The organism is Acidovorax sp. (assembly GCF_016783915.1).
Classification (GTDB): Bacteria; Pseudomonadota; Gammaproteobacteria; order Burkholderiales; family Burkholderiaceae_C; genus Acidovorax.
Window position 1 is genome coordinate 1 of sequence record NZ_JADHVT010000003.1, and the last position, 20,199, is coordinate 20,199.

Annotated in this window: 17 protein-coding genes and 1 tRNA gene; 14 read left to right on the forward strand and 4 right to left on the reverse strand. The window is 64.8% G+C overall.

Annotated features, from left to right (window positions below; genetic code table 11):
• From ISS20_RS01200 to ISS20_RS01210, 3 genes are all read right to left on the reverse strand, one after another.
• A partial coding sequence (locus tag ISS20_RS01200; RefSeq protein WP_291432941.1) for an integrase arm-type DNA-binding domain-containing protein occupies positions 1 to 1,030 on the reverse strand: 1,030 nt, incomplete at its 3' end.
• Between the two features lie 172 nt (positions 1,031 to 1,202).
• On the reverse strand, positions 1,203 to 2,297 hold the full coding sequence (ychF, locus tag ISS20_RS01205; protein WP_056746891.1) for a redox-regulated ATPase YchF: 1,095 nt from the start codon (positions 2,295 to 2,297) through the stop codon (positions 1,203 to 1,205).
• 84 nt (positions 2,298 to 2,381) lie between these two features.
• A complete protein-coding gene (locus tag ISS20_RS01210) occupies positions 2,382 to 3,254 on the reverse strand; it encodes an MOSC N-terminal beta barrel domain-containing protein (RefSeq protein WP_291432944.1) in 873 nt (290 codons plus the stop codon).
• Positions 3,255 to 3,346: 92 nt separating this feature from the next.
• On the opposite strand from ISS20_RS01210, the gene ISS20_RS01215 reads away from it, so the two are divergent.
• The 12 genes from ISS20_RS01215 to mdoH all read left to right on the forward strand — a co-directional run bounded on the left by ISS20_RS01215 (position 3,347) and on the right by mdoH (position 17,547).
• Positions 3,347 to 4,480 (forward strand): FAD-dependent monooxygenase, encoded by a 1,134-nt coding sequence (locus ISS20_RS01215; protein ID WP_291432946.1) that lies wholly within the window; start codon positions 3,347 to 3,349, stop codon positions 4,478 to 4,480.
• A gap of 29 nt (positions 4,481 to 4,509) precedes the next feature.
• Positions 4,510 to 5,238 carry a DsbC family protein gene (locus ISS20_RS01220; protein WP_291432947.1) on the forward strand — a complete coding sequence of 243 codons (729 nt, stop codon included), beginning with the start codon at positions 4,510 to 4,512 and terminating at the stop codon, positions 5,236 to 5,238.
• A gap of 55 nt (positions 5,239 to 5,293) precedes the next feature.
• A complete protein-coding gene (locus ISS20_RS01225) occupies positions 5,294 to 7,105 on the forward strand; it encodes a peptidase M61 (RefSeq protein ID WP_291432948.1) in 1,812 nt (603 codons plus the stop codon).
• Positions 7,106 to 7,178: 73 nt separating this feature from the next.
• Positions 7,179 to 7,958 (forward strand): enoyl-CoA hydratase, encoded by a 780-nt coding sequence (locus ISS20_RS01230; protein WP_291432949.1) that lies wholly within the window; start codon positions 7,179 to 7,181, stop codon positions 7,956 to 7,958.
• Between the two features lie 25 nt (positions 7,959 to 7,983).
• A tRNA-Met gene (locus tag ISS20_RS01235) sits at positions 7,984 to 8,060 on the forward strand.
• A gap of 252 nt (positions 8,061 to 8,312) precedes the next feature.
• The gene (locus ISS20_RS01240) at positions 8,313 to 8,684 is read left to right on the forward strand and encodes a hypothetical protein (RefSeq protein WP_291433079.1); all 372 of its coding nucleotides are present in this window, start codon (positions 8,313 to 8,315) and stop codon (positions 8,682 to 8,684) included.
• Between the two features lie 101 nt (positions 8,685 to 8,785).
• The gene (gene miaB, locus ISS20_RS01245; protein ID WP_291432950.1) at positions 8,786 to 10,132 is read left to right on the forward strand and encodes a tRNA (N6-isopentenyl adenosine(37)-C2)-methylthiotransferase MiaB; all 1,347 of its coding nucleotides are present in this window, start codon (positions 8,786 to 8,788) and stop codon (positions 10,130 to 10,132) included.
• 43 nt (positions 10,133 to 10,175) lie between these two features.
• The gene (locus tag ISS20_RS01250) at positions 10,176 to 11,639 is read left to right on the forward strand and encodes an ATP-binding protein (protein WP_291432951.1); all 1,464 of its coding nucleotides are present in this window, start codon (positions 10,176 to 10,178) and stop codon (positions 11,637 to 11,639) included.
• Positions 11,629 to 12,306 (forward strand): hypothetical protein, encoded by a 678-nt coding sequence (locus ISS20_RS01255; protein ID WP_291432952.1) that lies wholly within the window; start codon positions 11,629 to 11,631, stop codon positions 12,304 to 12,306. The genes ISS20_RS01250 and ISS20_RS01255 overlap by 11 nt, the downstream gene beginning before the upstream one ends.
• Before the next feature lie 14 nt (positions 12,307 to 12,320).
• The gene (locus tag ISS20_RS01260; protein ID WP_291432953.1) at positions 12,321 to 13,733 is read left to right on the forward strand and encodes a sigma 54-interacting transcriptional regulator; all 1,413 of its coding nucleotides are present in this window, start codon (positions 12,321 to 12,323) and stop codon (positions 13,731 to 13,733) included.
• 182 nt (positions 13,734 to 13,915) lie between these two features.
• Positions 13,916 to 15,487, forward strand: coding sequence for a glucan biosynthesis protein G (locus ISS20_RS01265; RefSeq protein ID WP_291432954.1), 1,572 nt, complete (start codon positions 13,916 to 13,918; stop codon positions 15,485 to 15,487).
• Complete coding sequence (mdoH, locus tag ISS20_RS01270; RefSeq protein ID WP_291432955.1) at positions 15,460 to 17,547, forward strand: glucans biosynthesis glucosyltransferase MdoH; 2,088 nt, start codon at positions 15,460 to 15,462, stop codon at positions 17,545 to 17,547. The genes ISS20_RS01265 and mdoH overlap by 28 nt, the downstream gene beginning before the upstream one ends.
• Positions 17,548 to 17,681: 134 nt before the next feature.
• Here mdoH and ffh read toward each other — a convergent pair whose 3' ends face one another.
• Entirely contained in the window at positions 17,682 to 19,061 is a 1,380-nt protein-coding gene (gene ffh, locus ISS20_RS01275; RefSeq protein WP_291432957.1) for a signal recognition particle protein, read from the reverse strand.
• A 98-nt stretch (positions 19,062 to 19,159) separates the two neighbouring features.
• On the opposite strand from ffh, the gene ccsA reads away from it, so the two are divergent.
• The gene (gene ccsA, locus ISS20_RS01280) at positions 19,160 to 19,957 is read left to right on the forward strand and encodes a cytochrome c biogenesis protein CcsA (protein WP_291432959.1); all 798 of its coding nucleotides are present in this window, start codon (positions 19,160 to 19,162) and stop codon (positions 19,955 to 19,957) included.
• The gene (locus ISS20_RS01285) at positions 19,954 to 20,181 is read left to right on the forward strand and encodes a PP0621 family protein (RefSeq protein ID WP_291432961.1); all 228 of its coding nucleotides are present in this window, start codon (positions 19,954 to 19,956) and stop codon (positions 20,179 to 20,181) included. The genes ccsA and ISS20_RS01285 overlap by 4 nt, the downstream gene beginning before the upstream one ends.
• Positions 20,182 to 20,199 lie beyond the last annotated feature (18 nt).

Genomic DNA, 20,199 nt, shown 5'->3' on the forward strand with positions numbered 1-20,199 from the left:
CCTTCAACATTTGCCGGAACGATGCCGTCACCATAGGTTTTCTCCTGTCGTCCCGGTGGGGGAAGAGATGGGTTCGGTTGCCGGTGAGCGTGTGTAGGCTGCGCAGCAATGCAACGGCCTGGGCAGGCAAAGGGATCAGGTGTTCCTTACGCTTCTTCATCCTCTGCGCGGGGATACGCCATAACGCTTGATCCAAATCGAACTCGCACCATTCGGCCTCGATCACTTCTGATGGGCGGGCCAGGGTCAACCACATGAGGAAGAACGCGGCCTGGATTTGGTAGTAGCCGCCATGGCCTTCCACCGCGTTCAGCAATGCTCCAACCTCCTCGAAAGATAAAGGCCGCTTGTGCTGGGTCTTGTTCGCCGCCACAGCCTTGCGTACTGGGTACACCGGGTCTAGATCGGCGCGTAGTGTGGATACCGCGAGCTCGAACACGGAGGACATGGTTCGCTTGGCTTCGCAGGCCACGCTATTGCCGTTGCGGGAGTTGGCCCGCTCCAGGATGTCAAGAACATGCACGGACTGGACCTGTCGGATTGGCAGCGCTCCCACATGAGGAAACACGACGCGCTCCAGCATATTCAAGCGCCGAGCCTTGGTCACGTCTTGCCAATCTTGCCGTGCCACCCACTCACGGGCAACAGCTTCAAAGGTGTTGGCGTGGTCTACGCCAGTTTTGAGGCGTTCGAGCTTCTTTTGTTGGGCTGGGTGAACGCCTTGGGCAACCAGCTTGCGAGCGGCTTCCATGGCCTCTCTCGCTTCACGAAGGGACAGCTTCGGATAGCTCCCCAGAGCTACGCGGCTCTCCTTGCCAAGAAGACGGTACTTCCAGCGCCAAAGCTTGGCCCCGTTGGGCTTGACCTCCAGATAAAGCGCGTTGCCTGCAGAGAGTTTGTAGGGCGTGCTCTTGGGCTTGGCGGCGCGAAGGGCTGCATCACTGATGCCACGCCGGGCCTGACTTTTGGGGGCATCGGAAACGGCTGCAAAGCCAGCATCCATGCGGGTTTCGAGGTGGTTTGGGGGCATGATTTCTCCTTGGGGAGGGGGCATGCACCGTGCGTGCCCCCAGTCATGCCCCCATATATGGAAAATGCCCCCGAACGATCTAGTTCACCGGCGAACAACTTTCCCTATATCTATCAATGGGTTAGCCAACACCTTCGAACATTGGCGAACCCTGAAGAACAGCTCTTCCTGTTCAGACGTTAAAGAGGAAGTTCAGAACGTCGCCATCCTTGACCACGTATTCCTTGCCTTCGGCGCGCATCTTGCCAGCGTCCTTGGCACCCTGCTCGCCCTTGTAGGCAATGAAGTCCTCGAAGGCAATGGTCTGCGCCCGGATGAAGCCGCGCTCGAAATCGCCGTGGATCACGCCAGCTGCCTGGGGTGCGGTGTCGCCGATGTGGATGGTCCAGGCGCGCACCTCCTTTACGCCTGCGGTGAAATAGGTCTGCAGGCCCAGCAGCTTGAAGGCGCCGCGGATCAGGCGCGCCAGGCCGGGCTCCGTCTGCCCCATCTCGGCCAGAAACATGTCGCGGTCTTCGTCGCTCATCTCGGCCATCTCGGCTTCCATCTTGGCGCAGATGGCCACCACGGGCGCGTTCTGGCTGGCGGCGTAGTCCTTGAGACGATCCAGGAAGGGGTTGTTCTCGAAGCCGTCTTCACTCACGTTGCCCACAAACATGGCGGGCTTGGCCGTGATGAGGCACAGGGACTTGAGCAGGGGCTGCTCTTCCTTGGTGATCTCCACGGAGCGGGCCGGCTTGCCCTCGTTGAGTGCGGCCTGGATGCGGGTGAGCAGCGCCACCAGCTTGGCGGCATCCTTGTCGTTGCCCGACTTGGCAGCCTTGGTGTAGCGGTTGAGCGCCTTCTCGACAGTACCCAGGTCGGCCAGGCACAGCTCGGTCTGGATGACTTCGATGTCGGAGATCGGGTCCACGCGGCCAGCCACGTGGATCACGTTGTCGTCTTCAAAACAGCGCACCACATTCACGATGGCGTCGGTTTCACGGATGTGGGCCAGGAACTGGTTGCCCAGGCCTTCGCCCTGGCTAGCGCCGGCCACCAGGCCGGCAATGTCCACAAACTCGACGATGGCGGGAACGATGCGCTCGGGCGAGATGATCTCGGCCAGCTGCTGAAGGCGGGGATCCGGCACTTCCACCACGCCCACGTTGGGCTCGATGGTGCAGAAGGGATAGTTCTCGGCGGCAATACCAGCCTTGGTCAGCGCGTTGAAAAGGGTGGACTTGCCGACATTGGGCAGGCCCACGATGCCGCATTGGAGGCTCATGGCAGGGCTTTCTGGTGTTCTGGAGACAAACCCCGATTTTACGGGCCCGCCCAGCGCCCACTGCAGATAGCCCGAATCAGGCCGTCATTCAAACCGCAAATCGGCAGCAATGCGTTGCCCCACACGCAGCCACTGTCCTGCGCCGCTGCGCACAATGGCGTTCATGCCGAACGTGATGGCGCCTTCCAGCCGCTTGTCCTGGCGGTAGGTGCGCAGGGTGTCGCCCACCGACGGGTTGCTCTCGGCCGTGGCCGGGTCAATGTCGGGGATGGGGCATCGCGCGCAGGGCTTCACGGGTTGCAGGTGGATGTCGGTGGTGTCATCGCCCTGCACGTGGAGCAGGTCCACACGGTCCTCGTCGTGGGCATCCACCCCTGCCAGCACCACGTTGGGCCGGAACCGCTCGATGCCCACCGCCGCGTGACCACCCGCCGTGAGCCGCGCATTGAGCTCCTGCAGGGATGCCTCGCTGGCCACCAGCAGTGGAAACCCGTCGGCAAACTGGTTGGGGGCCTCCACCCCATTTGTCCATTCCAGGCTGGACAGGCGCTGGTGTTCCGGGTCAAACCGCACCAGGCGGCAGGGTTGACCGAGAAAATCAGTGAACCATTGGGCCGCCACGGCCCCCATGTCCCACGCGGGTACGGTGTCGCGCCAGACGGTCACCGTGGCCGGAGCCTCCACCGCGTCGATCGCCACATGCAGGGCCAGCATGCCGGGGGCACGGAGCACCATTTCATCGCTCTTGAGTTGAGGCCGAATCAGCGCCATGCGTGGCAGGCTGCGCTGGGTAATGAACATGCCCTGCGCATCGACCACCATCCAGGCACGGTCCAGGTCCAGACCCGTCTCTGTCAGCAATGCCTGCTGCACCTCAATGCCCGCACAGGATTTGACGGGGTACACAAACAGCCGCGCAATGATGCCGGACAGATCGGACTCGGAAGGGAAACTCACGCCAGGTGCTCCTGAAGAAGGGTGCCAGAAAGGCCAGACCGCAATTCTGCCCTCTCCTTGCAGGGGGTAAGACCCCTCCTACAATGCCTCTCATGGCCCCAACCTTTGATATCTGTATTCGTGGCGCCGGCATCGTGGGCCGCACCCTGGCGTTGTTGCTGGCGCGGGAACGACTGAAGGTGGCACTGGTCCCAGCCCCGGCCCCACACAGCGCGGCAGCCACAGACGTCAGGGCCTACGCCCTGAATGCCGCGTCGCGCAGCTTGCTCGAATCGCTGCGCAGCTGGCCCGACGCCGAGCACGCCACCGCCGTCAAGCACATGCAGGTGCAGGGCGACCAGGATGGCTGCGTGCATTTTGATGCCACGCCCCAAGGGCTGGAGGCGCTGGCGTGGATCGTGGATGTCCCGGCCCTGGAAGAAAGACTGACACAGGCCGTGCGGTTTCAACCGCTGGTGGAGGTGGTGGATACCCAGGTGGCCGCGCCACTGACCGTCGTGTGCGAAGGCCGCGCCAGCGCTACCCGGGCCGAGTTTGGCGTGCACTTTGACGTGATGCCCTACGCCCAGCACGCCATTGCCACGCGGGTGCGCTGCGAACATCCGCATGGACAGGTGGCACGCCAGTGGTTTTTGCCACAAGGCATCCTGGCTTTTTTGCCGCTGGAGGGAGCCCAGGGGAACTCTGTGGCCGTGGTGTGGTCCGTCCCTGAGGATCGGGTTTCCGCACTGATGGCATTGCCTGCCGACGTTTTTGCCCAGGAACTGCAGACTGCCAGCCAACAGACACTCGGCGAGGCCCACCTTATTGCGGAGCGCGCTACGTGGCCGCTGCAGCTGGCCAAGGCAGACCGATGGTGCGGCGTTGCCTCAACCAGTGGCACTGCTGCACGCAGCTGGGTGCTCGCGGGCGACGCAGCCCACAACGTGCATCCGCTGGCAGGGCAAGGGCTTAACCTGGGCCTGGCCGATGTGGCGGCCTTGGCCGAGGTGCTGCGCACGCGCGACTACTGGCGCAGCGTCGCCGACCTGCGGCTGCTGCGGCGCTACGAACGCCAGCGAAAAGCGGCTCTGGTTGCGATGGGCTTGGCCACCGATGGATTGCAGCAACTGTTTGCGCGCCCGGAGGCGCCCTGGCAGGCGCTGCGCAACTGGGGCATGAAGGGCTTTGAACGCAGCGGCCTGCTGAAGGATTTTGTGGCCCGCCAGGCCATGGGGATGCGCTGAACGCGCAAGTTTGATTGAACGGGAACATGATGAAATTGACCACTGCTTTGCTGACCGTCGTGGCAGCCACCCTGAGCCTGAGCGCCACGGCGCAAGAGGCTGCCATCCGCAAGGCATTGGCCGAGCGCATTCCTCAAATGGACAAGATTGATGAGGTGCGCGCCACGCCCATGAAGGGGCTGTACGAAGTGCGCATCGGTACCGACCTGTTCTACACAGACGCCAAGGGCGACTATGTGATCCAGGGTGAGCTCATCGACTCCAAGGCGCGCCGCAACCTCACCGAAGACCGCATTAGCAAGCTGACCGCCGTCAGCTTTTCGGCCCTCCCCTTGAAAGACGCCGTGACCATCGTGCGGGGGGATGGCAAGCGCAAGGTAGCCGTGTTTGAGGACCCCAACTGCGGCTACTGCAAGCGCTTTGAGCGCGACCTGCAGCAGATCAACAACGTGACGGTGTACCTGTTCCTGTACCCCATCCTGAGCCCGGATTCGGCCGAGAAGTCGCGCAACATATGGTGCGCCAAGGACCAGGCCACCGCATGGCAAGACCAGATGGTGCGTGACAAGCCAGCAGCTGCCGCCAGCTGCGACACCAGCGCGCTGCAGCGCAACCTGGCCTTTGGAAAGAAGCACAAGATCACCGGCACACCCACCTTGATTTTTGCCAATGGCACGCGCGTGCCAGGCGCGATCGGAGCCCAGGAGGTGGAAAAGCGCCTGGCAGAAGCCTCCAGCGACGCCCCAGCCGCCAACTGACCCCCCGCTGACCGACCCACCGACGACCCTGCGCAGCCCTCCCGCTGCACACACCATGCCACTTGCCCGCAAAGCCCCTGCCGCAGACGTTCACTACCGCATCGAACCCACGGACCTGCACGCGCATCTGTTCACGGTGACGCTCACGGTGCGGCGCCCCGCGGCGTCCCAAGAACTGTCGTTGCCGGTCTGGATTCCTGGCAGCTATCTGGTGCGGGAGTTCTCCAAAAATCTGCAGTCCCTGAAGGCCCAACAAGGCCAACGCGCGCTGCAACCAGTCCAGCTGGACAAGCACCGTTGGCAGGTGCAATGCACTGATAACAAGCCCTTGGCACTGACCTACCAGGTGTGTGCCTACGACAGCTCCGTGCGCACTGCCTGGCTGGACGCGTCACGTGGCTTTTTCAACGGCACCAGCCTGTGCCTGCGCGTGCACGGACAGGAGCAACAGCCCCACACGCTAGAGCTGGTGCGCACTGCAGCCACCGCCGCATGGGCAGCCGCCACGGGCTTACGGTCACTGGCGGTGGATAAACAAGGGTTCGGCCTGTATGCAGCGGCCGACTACGATGAACTGGTGGACTGCCCGGTGGAGCTGGGCCACTTCTGGGTCGGGCGCTTCAAAGCCGGTGGCATTGCCCATCAGTTTGTAGTGGCGGGTGCGGCTCCGTCGTTCGATGGCAAGCGCCTGCTGGCCGACACGCAAAAAATTTGTGAAACTGCCATCCGCTTCTGGCACCGCGAAGGCAAAGCGCCTTTCAAAACCTACGTCTTCATGCTCAACGCCGTAGGAGATGGTTATGGCGGGCTGGAACACCGCAACTCCACGGCGCTAATCTGCGGGCGGCGTGACCTGCCGCGTCAGGGCGAGGCAAGGGCCACTGAGGGCTACACCACGCTCCTGGGCCTCATCAGCCACGAATACTTTCACACCTGGAACGTCAAGCGCCTGCGGCCCGCCGAGTTCACGAGCTACGACTACACCCGGGAGAACTACACCGAGCTGCTGTGGTTCTTCGAGGGTTTTACCAGCTACTACGACGACCTGCTGCTGCGCCGCGCGGGGCTGCTGGACGACGCGACATACCTCAAGCTCATCACCAAAACCATCAACCAGGTGCTGCAAACGCCGGGCCGGTCGGTACAAACCGTGGCCCAAGCCAGTTTTGACGCGTGGGTGAAATACTACCGCCAGGACGAGAACACACCCAACGCCACCGTCAGCTACTACACCAAGGGCTCATTGGTGGCTTTGTGCCTGGACCTGGCCCTGCGGCGCGAGGGCAAAGCCACGCTGGACGATGTGATGCGCGCACTGTGGGAGCGCTGCGCGGGCGGCCCGATGACCGAAGCGGACCTGCGCGCCGTGCTCGAGGAGCTGACCGGTCGCCCATTCGACAAGGAACTGGCGCATTGGGTGCACAGCACCGTAGACCTGCCGCTATCGGAGCTTCTGGCAGCCCATGGCGTGGCACTCAAGGCCGACCGGCCACAACTGGCCCAGCGCCTGGGCCTGCGCGTGGCCGAGAACCACAGCGTGCAGATCAAGACCGTCCTGCGAAGCGGAGCCGCAGAGAAGGCGGGCATGTCTGCGGGCGACGAGTGGCTGGGCGTGGAGGTGCAAGGCCAGGGCTGGCGCATCAGCAAACTCGACGACGTCACTTTTTACGCGGGCAACCACACGAGCCTGTACGCACTGATTGCCCGCGACGGGCAACTCATGCGACTGCCATTGGAACTGCCTCCGGCCCAAGCGGCTGGAGTCCGCACCAAAGGCCGACGCAACACCGCCAGCGGATCCATGACCCCAGACACCATCAGCCTGACGGTGACAGACGCCGCAGCGCTAGGTCGCTGGCTGGCCTGACGGCAGCAAAGCACCACCGGCTTGGGTATATTGCAGCAGCTTCCATAACCAACCATAACCCCCAGGAGATTTCATGGCTTACGAAACCATCGAGGTGCGCGTTGAAGCGGACAAGGTCGGCATCATCACCCTCAACCGCCCCAAGCAGCTCAACGCGCTGAACGACCAACTCATGAATGAACTGGGCGCAGCCCTCAAGGCGTTCGACGCTGACGAGAAGATAGGCTGCATGATCGTCACCGGCAGCGAAAAGGCTTTTGCTGCGGGCGCGGACATTGGCGCCATGGCCAAGTACAGTTTTGCCGACACCTACAAGGGCGACTACATCACGCGTAACTGGGAAACCATCCGCTCCATCCGCAAACCCGTCATCGCAGCCGTCAGCGGCTTTGCATTGGGCGGCGGCTGCGAGCTGGCCATGATGTGCGACTTCATCATCGCCGCCGACAACGCCAAATTCGGTCAGCCCGAAATCAAGCTGGGCGTGATCCCTGGTGCCGGTGGCACGCAGCGCCTGCCCCGCGCCGTGGGCAAATCCAAAGCCATGGACATGGCCCTGACAGGCCGCATGATGGACGCAACCGAAGCCGAGCGCGCCGGACTGGTCAGCCGCGTGGTGCCTTACGACAAGCTCATGGACGAGGCGCTGGGCGCCGCCATCATCGTGGCGGGCTTCTCCCAACTGGCCGTGATGGCTGCCAAGGAATCGGTCAACCGCGCCTTCGAGGGCACGCTCGCCGACGGCGTGATGTTCGAGCGCCGCCTGTTCCACGCGCTGTTTGCCACGCAGGACCAGAAGGAAGGCATGGACGCGTTCATGAACAAACGCGCCGCGAACTTCACACACCAATAATTTTTGTTCTATAATTCTGGTTTCCGGTCGTATAGCTCAGTTGGTTAGAGCGCAGCATTCATAATGCTGATGTCGGTGGTTCAAGTCCACCTACGACCACCAAATACAAAAACCCACAGTGCGGCAACCCACTGTGGGTTTTTTCTTTGAGGCGAGCCCCAGAACCTGTTCCTGTGCCCATCGAGGTACGGAGCCACTTGACTTGCCAGAGGGATGTGCCACGCTGGCAACCCCGCCTAGAATTGTGCCTTCAGCCCCTGGATGTAAACCATGAACCGCTGCACCACACACTCTCCCAACCCCTACCCAGCCCATCGTGCGTCCCGCCTCCGGCAGGCTGCACTGCTGGCAGTAGTGGCATGCACGGCACTCTGCGCCGTGGCACCTGCCTCCGCCCAGATACAGCCAGGCCTGGGCCTCTCACGCCCCTTCCCCGAAGCCGCACTGCGTGGCACGCTGAGCATCAACACCACGTCCGAAGCAACACTCAATGGCAAGACCATTCGTATGGCCCCTGGCATGCGTCTGTTCAGCCCACAGAACACCTTGGTCATGGCACATACGGTGCTGGGTCAGTCCTTCAAGGTCAACTACGTGCTGGAGAACAGCACCGGCATGCTGCATTCCGCATGGATCCTGACCGAAGGCGAGGCAGCACAGCCCCGCAAGGGCAGCGACGCCGTCATCACGAACATCACGACCGGCTCGGGCGCCGCTCTGAAGTAACTCCTTTCCGGCGTGGCCGCTTAGCCACTGCGCCGTAGTGACATTCACAGTCTCCGCGCCTTGCAGAGCGCGGTGTTTGCTTGCTCTTTCGCGAAATTGCCATGGCCAAAAAAGTCTTCATCAAAACCTTCGGCTGCCAGATGAACGAGTACGACTCGGACAAGATGGCCGACGTGCTCAACGCAGCCCAGGGCTACGAGCCCACGCAGAACGTGGATGAGGCCGACCTCATCCTCTTCAACACCTGCTCGGTGCGCGAGAAAGCGCAGGAGAAGGTGTTCAGCGACCTGGGCCGCATCAAGCACCTGAAAGCGCGCGGGGTAAAGATTGGCGTGGGCGGCTGCGTGGCCAGCCAGGAGGGCGCCGAGATCATCAAGCGGGCACCTTACGTGGACGTGGTCTTCGGCCCTCAGACCCTGCACCGCCTGCCTGAGATGCTGAACCAGCGCGAGCGCCTGGACAAGCCCCAGGTGGACATCAGCTTCCCCGAAATCGAGAAGTTCGACCATTTGCCGCCCGCACGTGTCGAGGGCGCATCGGCCTTTGTGTCGATCATGGAAGGCTGCAGCAAATACTGCAGCTACTGCGTGGTGCCCTACACCCGTGGCGAAGAGGTGAGCCGCCCGTTTGACGACGTGCTGGTGGAAGTGGCGGGCCTGGCTGACCAGGGCGTCAAGGAAATCACCCTGCTGGGCCAGAACGTGAACGCCTACCTGGGCAAGATGGGGGGCACGGCCGAGATTGCCGACTTTGCGCTGCTGCTTGAATACGTGTCCGACATTCCGGGCATCGAGCGCATCCGCTACACCACCAGCCACCCCAACGAGTTCACGCCCCGTTTGATCGAGGCCTACGCCAAGCTACCCAAGCTGGCCAGCCACCTGCACCTGCCCGTGCAGCATGGCAGCGACCGCATCCTGATGGCCATGAAGCGCGGCTACACCGCTATGGAATACAAAAGCACGGTGCGCAAGCTGCGCGCCATCCGCCCCAACCTGGCCATGAGCAGCGACTTCATCGTGGGCTTCCCCGGCGAGACGGAAGACGACTTCAACAAGATGATGAAGCTGATTGACGACATCCACTTCGACAACAGCTTCAGCTTCATCTTCAGCCCCCGCCCCGGCACCCCGGCGGCGGGCCTGCACGACGACACGCCGCACGACGTGAAGTTGCGCCGCCTACAGCACCTCCAAGGCGTCATCAACGCCAACATCAAGTCCATCAGCGAAAGCCGTGTAGGAACGGTGCAGCGCATTCTGGTCGAAGGCACCTCCAAGCGCGACGCCACGGAGCTGATGGGCCGCACCGAGTGCAACCGCGTGGTCAACTTTGTGGGCCAACCCCGCCTGGTGGGGCAGATGGTCGATGTGACCATCACCGAGGCCAAGGCCTATACCTTGCGCGGCGCGGTGCTGACCCACGAAACCGCCGCACTGGCCGGCTGACGCGCGGGCACAGACACAGCGCGTACCGCCCCACCTGGCTGCAATGCCCACCCCGAGCACACCACCCACGGCACCGCCACCCTCAGAAGGCCTGCTGCATGGCCTCTCTTTCCAGCAACTGTTGCTGCTTGCGTTTGTGCTGATTGCAGTCTTGCTGGGGGTCAGCTCGCTGCGGGCCTTGCACACGCTGGAGCAGCTCATGGTGCTCAGCCGCCATGGCGCTGCCGAGGCCACCGCGCTGACCACGGCCGCGCAAGGCCTGAACCAACGCGGGCAAACCCTGGAGCGTGCGGCGCGGCAGTCCCTGGTGCTGCGCGATGCCCCCCTGCGCCGCAGCTTTGACGACATGGCGGTCGAAGCCATCACCGTGCTCGACCACCTGCAGGCCGCCGGCTTGCCCGCCGCGCAGACCGAGGCGTGGCGCACCCACATGGAGGCCGTCAAAGCCCTGCTGGACGCTCCACCTGACCGCGCTCTCGACAACGAACGCCTGGTCGCCGAAGAGTTTGTGGCCCTGGAGACCTTGCACAGCACCATGGTGCAGACCGTGCAGGACATCAATACCCAACGCAACCAGGCGCTGCAGGACGAGGTGGAGCAAAGCCGCCGCAGTGTGACGCACCAGTTGGTGAGCGCCATTGTGCTGGCGCTGGTGCTGGCGTTGTCGCTGGGCATCTGGCTGGCGCGGCCGTTCAAACGGCTGGAAGGCGCAATCCGTCAGCTGGGCGAAAACCAGCTGGACCAGCCAGTGCTGATCTCCGGCCCGGACGACGTGCGCCGACTGGGCCAGCAGCTGGAGTGGCTGCGACTGAGGCTGCTGGAGCTGGATGCCGACAAGGCGCGGTTCCTGCGCCATGTGTCCCACGAACTCAAGACTCCGCTGGCCGCGCTGCGCGAGGGTGTGGCGCTGCTGCAGGATGGCGTGACAGGCGAACTCACCGTGGGCCAGCGCGAAGTCGCGCAGATCCTGCACCACAACACGCTGCAGCTGCAAGGCGAGATCGAGGCCCTTCTGCGCTTCAACGCAGCCGCCTTCGAAGCGCGCCAGCTGCAGCGGCGTGACACCGACCTGCTGGCCCTGCTGGAGGCCCAGGTCGAGGCCCAGCGGCTCCAGTGGCAGGCCAAGGGCCTGACCGTACGGGTGGAGGGGCCGCCCGTGCGCATGCCCGTCGACGCCGACAAGATCACCTCCGCCGTCAGCAATCTGCTCTCCAACGCCATCCGCTTTTCTCCACCCCAGGGCACAGTGCGGCTGGTACTCTCTCACCCCCCCGGTCAGGTGCGTCTGGATGTCTTTGACCAAGGCCCAGGCGTGGACCAAGTGGACCGTGACCGCGTGTTTGAACCCTTTTACCGGGGTGTTCGCCAGCCGGATGATGCCGTGCGTGGCACCGGCATTGGTCTGTCCATCGTGCAGGAATACGTGCAGGCCCATGGTGGCCAAGTGCGCTTGGTGGAAGAAGGCGCACACTCCATCTTTCGCATCGAACTGCCCCATGCCACCTAGCCCCACCACCCTGCCTTCATACGCCCTGCGGTGGCCGCTGCTTGCGCTGACTGCGCTGCTGGCGGGCTGCGCCAGCACCCCGCCACCACCCGCCCCCGCCAAGCCGCCACCGGTGGCCATGATCATCGCCGTGCCCGTGGCCCCGGCGATTGAAGTGGGTTCCACCGAAACACACGGCACGGAGGCCGACACCAACGCTCCCGTTGCCTTGCTGCTGGCCCAGACAGACCGTGTGCTCAAGCTCCCCCCCGCCGAACTGGCCAAGGAAATTGCCCGGCTCAACGAAGCGGAGGACGGCACAGCCGATACGCCGCTGCTACTGGCCACGGCCCTTGCACAAACGCGCCAGGCGGTGGACACCGCCCGTGCGCTTGGCCTGGTGCAGCGTGTGCTCGGCAACACCAGCGCCGCGGCACAGCCCCTGCACCCCCTGGCCCGGCTGCTGGAGGCGCGGCTGCTGCAACAACGCCGACTGGAGGACCAGCTCGAACGCCAGGCCCAGCAGCTGCGCGACAGCCAACGCCGCAACGACCAGCTCAGCGAACGACTGGAGGCCGTGCGTGCCATCGAGCGCAGCTTGAGCACGCGCCCCACGCCGGCACTGTCACCCTCAGCCCCCGCCGCACCTGCAGCGAGCAATGGCGCAGCGCCGCGGCCCACCCCCTGACCTACTCACCCGTCATGGCCTCTTCCGCCCCCACCGGCGCCGCCCCACCCGCCCGCATCCTGGTGGTGGACGACGACGCCGACATGCTGCGGCTGCTGTCGCTGCGCCTGAACGCGGCCGGGCACGACGTGGTGGCCGTGGGCTCGGCCGAGGCGGCGCTGGCCCAGCTGGACATTGCGCGCCCGCAGCTGGTGCTCAGCGATGTGCGCCTGCCGGGGCGCGACGGCCTGGCACTGTTCGACGAAGTGCGCGCCCGCCACCCCTCACTGCCCGTGATCCTGCTGACCGCTCACGGCACCATCCCCGACGCGGTGGAGGCCACGTCGCGCGGCGTGTTCACTTACCTCACCAAACCTTACGACGGCAAAGAGCTTCTCGAAAAGATTGCGCAGGCCCTGGCGCTCAGCGCCCCAGCCGTTGCGCAGCCGCATGCCAATGACGACTGGCGGGCCGAGATCGTGAGCAGGTCGCACCGCATGACGGACCTGTTGTCCGAGGCGTACATGGTCGCCCAGTCCGACGCCAGCGTGCTGCTGCGCGGCGACAGCGGCTCGGGCAAGGAGCTGCTGGCGCGCGCCATCCACCGTGCCAGCCCGCGTGCGGCTCGCCCGTTTGTGGCGGTCAACTGCGGCGCCATTCCCGAGGCGCTGCTGGAGTCCGAGCTGTTCGGCCACGTCAAAGGCGCCTTCACCGACGCGGTGAGCAACCACAAGGGGCTCTTTCAAGCCGCAGACGGTGGCACCCTGTTGCTGGACGAGATTGGCGACATGCCCCCCTCCCTGCAGGTCAAGCTGCTGCGGGTGCTGCAGGAGCGTGCCGTGCGCCCTGTGGGCGCCAGCCAGGCCACCCCCATCGACGTGCGCATCATCTCGGCCACACACCGGGACCTGGAGGCCGCCATGGCCGCCGCCCAGTTCCGCGAGGACCTGTACTACCGGCTGAACGTGGTGTCGCTGGTGCTGCCCACCCTGGCCGAGCGGCGCGAGGACATTGCGCTGTTGGCCAACCACTTTCTGGACCGCTTGTCCCGCAAATACGACAAGCGCCTGTCGGGCTTTGCGCCCGAGGCGCTCAAGGCCCTGACGACGGCGGCTTGGCCAGGCAACGTGCGCCAGCTCTACAACGTGGTCGAGCAGGTGTGCGCCCTGTCCACCACCCCCCTGGTGCCGCTGACACTGGTGCAGCGCGCGCTGCGCACCCCGTCCACCCAGGTGCTGAGCTTTGCCGAAGCCCGCCAGCGTTTCGAGCGCGAGTACCTGGTGGGCCTGCTCAAGATGACCGACGGCAACGTGGCCGATGCGGCGCGGCTGGCGCAACGCAACCGCACCGAGTTCTACCGCCTGCTGCAAAAGCATGCGCTGACGCCTGGACAGTTCAAGCAGGATGCAGGCGATGCGGACGATGTCGTGGATGAGCGACACGAGTAAGTCCTTGATTCACAGGGTGTTTTGATCAAAGCACCCACCCCTTGTCGCCATCCGGCGACAAAAAGCGGGGGCTGATAGGCCCCCACAGGCCATTGCACAACTGCTTACACGCAGAGGCCACTCCAACCCGTTGATTTCAAAGCATTTTTTACAGCTGGCACAGGGTTTGCCCTATGCCTGGCATGCACGCAGTTTTTCCCTCCTTTTTTCGCCAGATCGGCAGGCGCGCAGGGCCCGCAATAGCCCTGGCCACCGCCCTGCTGGCCGGGGGCGCGCACGCACAGGGCTTTGACTTCGAGAGCGTGACCCGCCTCGCCCGCGACCGCGCCAGCCAACCCTACCGGCCGGTGAGCGACAAGCTCCCAGCCGAACTCGGCCAGCTCAACTACGACCAAGTGCGCGACATCCGCTGGCGCCCCGATCGCGCCCTGTGGCGGGCCGACAAGCTGCCCTTCGAGGCCATGTTCTTCCATTTGGGGCTGTACCAGAAAGAGCCGGTGCTGATCAACGAAGTGACGTCCCAGGGCGTGCGCCACATCCGCTACAGCCGCGCGGACTTCGACTACGGCAAAAACCAGGTGCGGCCTGATGCCTGGGGCGACCTCGGCTTTGCAGGCTTTCGGCTGCACAACCACCTCAACTCCAGCGCCTACAAGGATGAGCTGGTGGTCTTCCAGGGTGCCAGCTACTTTCGCGCGCTGGGTAAAGGCCAGCAGTACGGCCTGTCGGCACGTGGGCTGGCCATCGACACCGTAGGCGGTCGGGGCGAGGAGTTCCCCCGCTTCACCGAGTTCTGGCTGGTCAAGCCCGACACCAATGCTACGCAGGTCACGGTGTACGCGCTGCTCGACTCGCCGCGCGCCACGGGCGCCTACCGCTTTGACATCCAACCGGGCCCGCAGACCACCACCACGGTGCGCAGCCGCATTTTTGTGCGTGCCGCCTCCGGCAAACCGCCCATCGCCACACTGGGCGTTGCGCCGCTGACCAGCATGTTCTTCTTCGGCGAGAACCAGCCGCGCAAGGAGGACTTCCGCCCCGAAGTGCATGACTCCGACGGTCTGATGATCGCCACGGGCGAGGGCGAATGGCTGTGGCGCCCGCTGCAGAACCCGCGGCAGACGCTGGTCACTTCATTCGCCACCAAGAACCCCAAGGGGTTCGGCCTGATGCAACGCGACCGCCAGTGGGCCAGCTACGAGGACGTGGAAGCCCGCTACGAACGCCGCCCGAGCGCCTGGGTGCGCCCGCTGCATGACTGGGGCGCCGGCCGCGTGGAGCTGGTGCAGCTGAACACCCCGGACGAGACCCACGACAACATCGTGGCGTACTGGGTACCCGCCCATATGCCCGCGCCGGGCCAACCCCTCGAATTTGCGTACGAGCTGAGCTGGCAGGGCGAGGAGCAACAGCGCCCACCCAGCGCGTGGGCTACCCAGTCGCGCCGGGGCATGGGCTACACCAAGCTGTCCACCGAGGCGCTGCGCCAGCAGGCGCAATACGTGGTCGATTTCGAGGGCCCGGCTCTGAAGGCCCTGCCCGCAGACGCCACCGTGAAGGCGGTAGTGACCAGCGACGCCAACGGCAAGGTGCTGGAAAACATCGCCTACCGCAACCCCGCCACCGGCGGGTGGCGCATGACCGTTCGCATCCAGCGCCTGCAGGCCGACAAGCCCGTCGAGCTGCGCGCCTTTCTCCAACACGACAACCACGCTGTGAGTGAAACATGGACGCACATCAGTCTTCCCGAGTAAGCCCTCATGACCCCCACGGCACCCACGCACCCACAGGCCCTGCCGTGGTGACGCGGCGCGGCGCGGCCTGCCACCGGTCGGCCCCCAGCCGACGCAGCACGTTGCGCGAAGAGCGCCACCCCAACGCGGTGACGGCACCGCTCGTGCACCGGGGTTCCATGGTGCCCCTGCCCTGGCGCGGGTTCTGGAACAGCCTGGGCACTGCCATGCTGCTGCGCCTCACGGGCCGCACGTCTTCGCAGCCTGCCTCGACCCTGGCTGCACAAGCCCCCACCGAACCCACCGCCACCTGGCAAGGCGCAGCCCAGCGCCGCCGCTGGACGTTTGCGCTGCTCACCGTGCTGGCCACCGCCCTGGCCAGCACCCTGTTTGCCAGCGTGCAACCCGACTATGAAAACGCGTGGCTGGGCTACGGCCAGATTGCGTTGTTTGCGCTGCTGTCCGCTTGGGTGGTGACCGGCTTTTTGACCGGGCTGATGGGCTTTTGGGTGATGTTGCGCGGCGACCGGCATGCGTTGTCGGCACACAGCGTGGCAGATCACGCGATGGCTTCCGACGCCCGCACTGCCATCATCATGCCGATCTGCAACGAAGACGTGGCCACCGTGTTTGCCGGGCTGCGCGCCACCTGCGAGTCGGTGGCTGCCACCGGCCACGGCACCACGTTCGATGTGTTTGTGCTCTCCGACAGCAACGACCCCGCCATTGCCAGCGCCGAGCGCGCCGCCTGGGAAGAGCTGCGCAGCGCCCTGGCGCAGCACAGCCAGCAACCCCAGGTGCAGGTGTACTACCGCCTGCGCACACGCCGCACCCACCGCAAGGCAGGCAACGTGGCCGACTTCTGCCGCCGCTGGGGCAAGGACTACCGCTACATGGTGGTGCTGGACGCCGACAGCGTGATGAGCGGCGACTGCATCGTCTCCATGGCCAAGCTGATGGAAGCCAACCCCACGGCCGGCATCATCCAGACCGCTACGCAGGCCATCGGCCATGTAACGCTGCACGCCCGCGCGCAGCAGTTTGCCTCGCGCGTCACGGGTCGTCTGTTCACTTTGGGCATGCAGTACTGGCAGCTGGGCGAATCGCACTACTGGGGCCACAACGCCATCATCCGCGTGGCACCGTTCATGCAGCACTGCGCGCTAGCGCCCATCCCCGGCAAGGGGGGCCTGGCTGGCGGCATCATGTCGCACGACTTTGTGGAAGCCGCCCTCATGCGCCGCGCGGGCTACCACGTGTGGCTGGTGGGCGACCTGATCGGTAGCTATGAGCAACAGCCGCCTGACCTGCTGGCCGAGCTGCAGCGCGACCGCCGCTGGTGCCAGGGCAACCTGCAAAACGCGCGCCTGATGGCCGAGCCCGGCATCCACGCGGTGCACCGGTCCATGTTCGTCACCGGTGCCATGGCCTATCTGTCGGCACCGCTGTGGCTGGCCTTCATGACTCTCGGCACGGCGCTGTGGCTGTCGGGCGCCAAGCTGGTAGCGGACTGGCACATCCTGCCCGCCGAGCTGCTCGCCCTGTGGGTCTGGACCTTGTGCCTGCTGTTCTTGCCGCGCATCCTGGGCGTGGCCGCGGTGTTCATGCGCCGCGAGCAAAAGCAGTACGGCGGCGCTTTCAGCCTGCTCAAGAGCGCCGTGCTGGAGAGCGTGATGGCCATCCTGCAGGCGCCGGTGCGCATGCTGGCGCATTCGCTGTTTGTGCTGATCGCGTTGACCGGTCTGAAGCTGGAGTGGAAGTCGCCCCCGCGCGAAGCCCATGCCGTGCCCTGGCGCCACGCCGTGCGCCAGCTCGCTCCCATGAGCGCGGTGATCGCCCTGCTGGCTGCGGGCGTGGCGCTGATCGACAGCAGCGCGCTGTTGTGGCTGATGCCCGTGGGCCTGCCGCTGGCGCTGGCGATTCCGCTGGCGGTATGGACAAGCCAGATCGCACTGGGCCGGGCGCTGCGTGCACAGCGACTGCTGCTGATTCCCGAGGAGTCGTGGTCCCCTCCAGTACTGCGCCGTGCCTGGTTGCACGCCAGCCGGCTGGAACGGCCCGTGGCGTTGCAAGCAGCCTGAGGCACCGCGCAGAGCCACCATCCACCGACCCACAAAAAAAGCCGACGCATGTCGGCTTTTTTATTCACTCATATTTTCATAGCACTCCAGGCATATGGTTGTAGCACCTGGTGCCAAAAAGGCTTGAAAACCCTTCAGAAAGGCATCTTGGGCATGCCTCCGCCGCCCATGCCCTTCATGCCGCCCATCTTCTTCATCATCTTCATCAGGCCGCCGCCCTTCATCTTTTTCATCATGCCCTGCATCTGCTCAAACTCCTTGAGCAGGCGGTTGACTTCCTGCACATGCACACCCGCCCCGTTGGCGATGCGCTTCTTGCGCGTGGCCTTGATGAGTTCGGGCTTGCGGCGCTCCAGGGGCGTCATGCTCTGGATGATGCCTTCCTTGCGCTTGATGTCTTTTTCGGCCTTGTCCATATCCAGCGAACCCGCCTTGGCGGTCAGCTGGGAGGGCAGCTTGTCCATCAGGCTCGACAGCCCGCCCATCTGCTTCATCTGCTGGATCTGCGAGAGAAAGTCGTTCAGGTCGAACCCGTCACCGCTCTTGACCTTGGCCGCCAGCTTTTGGGCGGCCTCCATGTCCACCCCGGCCGTCACCTGCTCCACCAGCGCCACGATGTCGCCCATGCCCAGGATGCGGCCCGCATGGCGCTCTGCGTCGAACACTTCCAGGCCGTCGATCTTCTCCGAGACACCGGCAAACTTGATCGGAGCCCCTGTGATCTGGCGCACGGACAGCGCGGCACCGCCGCGCGAGTCGCCGTCCAGCTTGGTGAGCACGATACCGGTGAGCGGCAGCGCCTCCTTGAAGGCCTTGGCAGTGTTGATGGCATCCTGGCCCTGCATGGCATCCACCACGAACAACGTTTCGACCGGGTTCAGGGCGGAGTGCAGGTCCTTGATTTCCTTCATCAAGGCTTCGTCGATGGCCAGGCGGCCGGCCGTGTCCACCAGCAGTACGTCAAAGTAGTGCTTCTTGGCGTAGTCCAGCGCGGCGTGGGCGATGTCGAGCGGCTTCTGGTCGGGCGTGCTCGGGAACCACTCGGCACCGGCCTGCTTGGTCACGGTCTTGAGCTGCTCGATGGCGGCCGGGCGGTACACGTCGCCGGACACGGTCAGCACCTTTTTCTTGCGCTTTTCAATCAGGTGCTTGGCCAGTTTGGCCGTGGTGGTGGTCTTGCCCGCACCTTGCAGCCCGGCCATCAGGATCACGGCAGGCGGCTGGGCGGCCAGGTTGATGTCGGCCACGCCCTCGCCCATGGTAGCGGCGAGTTCGCGGTTGACGATGCTGACCAGCGTCTGCCCGGGCTTGAGGGAACCCAGCACCTCCTGGCCCAGGGCTTTTTCCTTGACGCGGGCGATGAAGTCGCGCACCACGGGCAGGGCCACGTCGGCTTCGAGCAGCGCCATGCGCACTTCGCGCAGCATGTCCTGCACGTTGGATTCGGTGATGCGGGCCTGGCCACGCATCTCCTTGACGAGGCGCGTGAGTTTGTCGGTAAGGGCGGAGGCCATAGGGGTGTTTCCGGTATTGGCTGCGCGCCGTCAACAAGGGCGTTGTGCGCGCGGCCCCGCCAGGGCGCTGGCGGTGGGCGAAAGGCTAAACTGTGCCCATGATTTTAACGAGTAGCTCTCCGGTCAGTTGGCTGCTGGCCCTGGCCGCTGCCGTGGCTTATGCTGTGCCTGCCGCCGCAGCCTCCCGCCTGGGGGCGGCAGCGGCGCGCAATGCACTGCTGGTGGCGTGGTTGCTGCATGGGGCCGTGCTGGTGTGGGGCCTATGGGGCGAAGCGCCCCGGTTCGGTTTTGCGCCCGCGCTGTCGATGACTGCATGGCTGGTGCTCACGGTGTATGCCGTGGAGCGGCAGTTGTTTCCGCAAATGCAGTCGCGCTGGGTGCTGGCAGGCCTGGGCGCCGCAGCCATTGTGCTGGCCATGCTGTTCCCGGGTCAGCCCCTGCATGTGACCGCTTCGGCCTGGCTGCCGCTGCACTTGGCGCTGGGGATTGCTTGTTATGGCCTGTTTGCAGCCGCCGTGGTGCACGCCTGGCTCATGACACGCGCCGAGCGCCATATCCGGCAGGCTGAAGACCCGCACAGCGGCATACCGCTGCTCACGCTGGAGCGACTGACCTTCCGGTTCGTGACGGCGGGGTTTGTGCTGCTCACCGCCACACTGCTCGCGGGGTGGCTGTTCGGCGAGACGCTGTATGGCCGGGCCTGGCGGTGGGACCACAAGGCCGTGTTCTCGATGCTCTCGTGGCTGACGTTTGCCACCCTGCTGCTGGGCCGCGCGCGGTTTGGCTGGCGGGGCCGCAACGCGGTGCGCGTGTTGTATGCGGGCTCTGCCCTGCTGCTGCTGGCCTATGTGGGCTCGCGTTTTGTATTGGAAGTTGTTCTGGGCCGCAGCACATGAAATACCTGGTCTTGTTGGTCGTCATCGCGGTGGCGGTGGGTATCTGGCGCAGTCGCCGCGCTCCTGATGCTGCTGCGCCCAAGGCGCCCGCCACTCCACCGACCCTGCCGCAGGACATGCTGGCCTGCGCGCATTGCGGTGTTCACATCCCCCAGGCCGAGGCTTTGATGCTGGGCAGCCAGGCCTATTGCAGTGCCGAACACCGGCGCCTGGGCCCGGCCTGAACGGCGCTGTGCCCGTTT

Excerpts from the sequence above, each read along its gene's own strand:
- ychF (WP_056746891.1), bottom strand. The coding sequence starts at position 2,297 with ATGAGCCTCCAATGCGGCATCGTGGGCCTGCCCAATGTCGGCAAGTCC.
- ISS20_RS01215 (WP_291432946.1), top strand. The coding sequence starts at position 3,347 with ATGGCCCCAACCTTTGATATCTGTATTCGTGGCGCCGGCATCGTGGGC.
- ISS20_RS01220 (WP_291432947.1), top strand. The coding sequence starts at position 4,510 with ATGAAATTGACCACTGCTTTGCTGACCGTCGTGGCAGCCACCCTGAGC.
- ISS20_RS01225 (WP_291432948.1), top strand. The coding sequence starts at position 5,294 with ATGCCACTTGCCCGCAAAGCCCCTGCCGCAGACGTTCACTACCGCATC.
- ISS20_RS01230 (WP_291432949.1), top strand. The coding sequence starts at position 7,179 with ATGGCTTACGAAACCATCGAGGTGCGCGTTGAAGCGGACAAGGTCGGC.
- miaB (WP_291432950.1), top strand. The coding sequence starts at position 8,786 with ATGGCCAAAAAAGTCTTCATCAAAACCTTCGGCTGCCAGATGAACGAG.
- ISS20_RS01250 (WP_291432951.1), top strand. The coding sequence starts at position 10,176 with ATGCCCACCCCGAGCACACCACCCACGGCACCGCCACCCTCAGAAGGC.
- ISS20_RS01255 (WP_291432952.1), top strand. The coding sequence starts at position 11,629 with ATGCCACCTAGCCCCACCACCCTGCCTTCATACGCCCTGCGGTGGCCG.
- ISS20_RS01260 (WP_291432953.1), top strand. The coding sequence starts at position 12,321 with ATGGCCTCTTCCGCCCCCACCGGCGCCGCCCCACCCGCCCGCATCCTG.
- ISS20_RS01265 (WP_291432954.1), top strand. The coding sequence starts at position 13,916 with ATGCACGCAGTTTTTCCCTCCTTTTTTCGCCAGATCGGCAGGCGCGCA.
- mdoH (WP_291432955.1), top strand. The coding sequence starts at position 15,460 with ATGGACGCACATCAGTCTTCCCGAGTAAGCCCTCATGACCCCCACGGC.
- ffh (WP_291432957.1), bottom strand. The coding sequence starts at position 19,061 with ATGGCCTCCGCCCTTACCGACAAACTCACGCGCCTCGTCAAGGAGATG.
- ccsA (WP_291432959.1), top strand. The coding sequence starts at position 19,160 with ATGATTTTAACGAGTAGCTCTCCGGTCAGTTGGCTGCTGGCCCTGGCC.
- ISS20_RS01285 (WP_291432961.1), top strand. The coding sequence starts at position 19,954 with ATGAAATACCTGGTCTTGTTGGTCGTCATCGCGGTGGCGGTGGGTATC.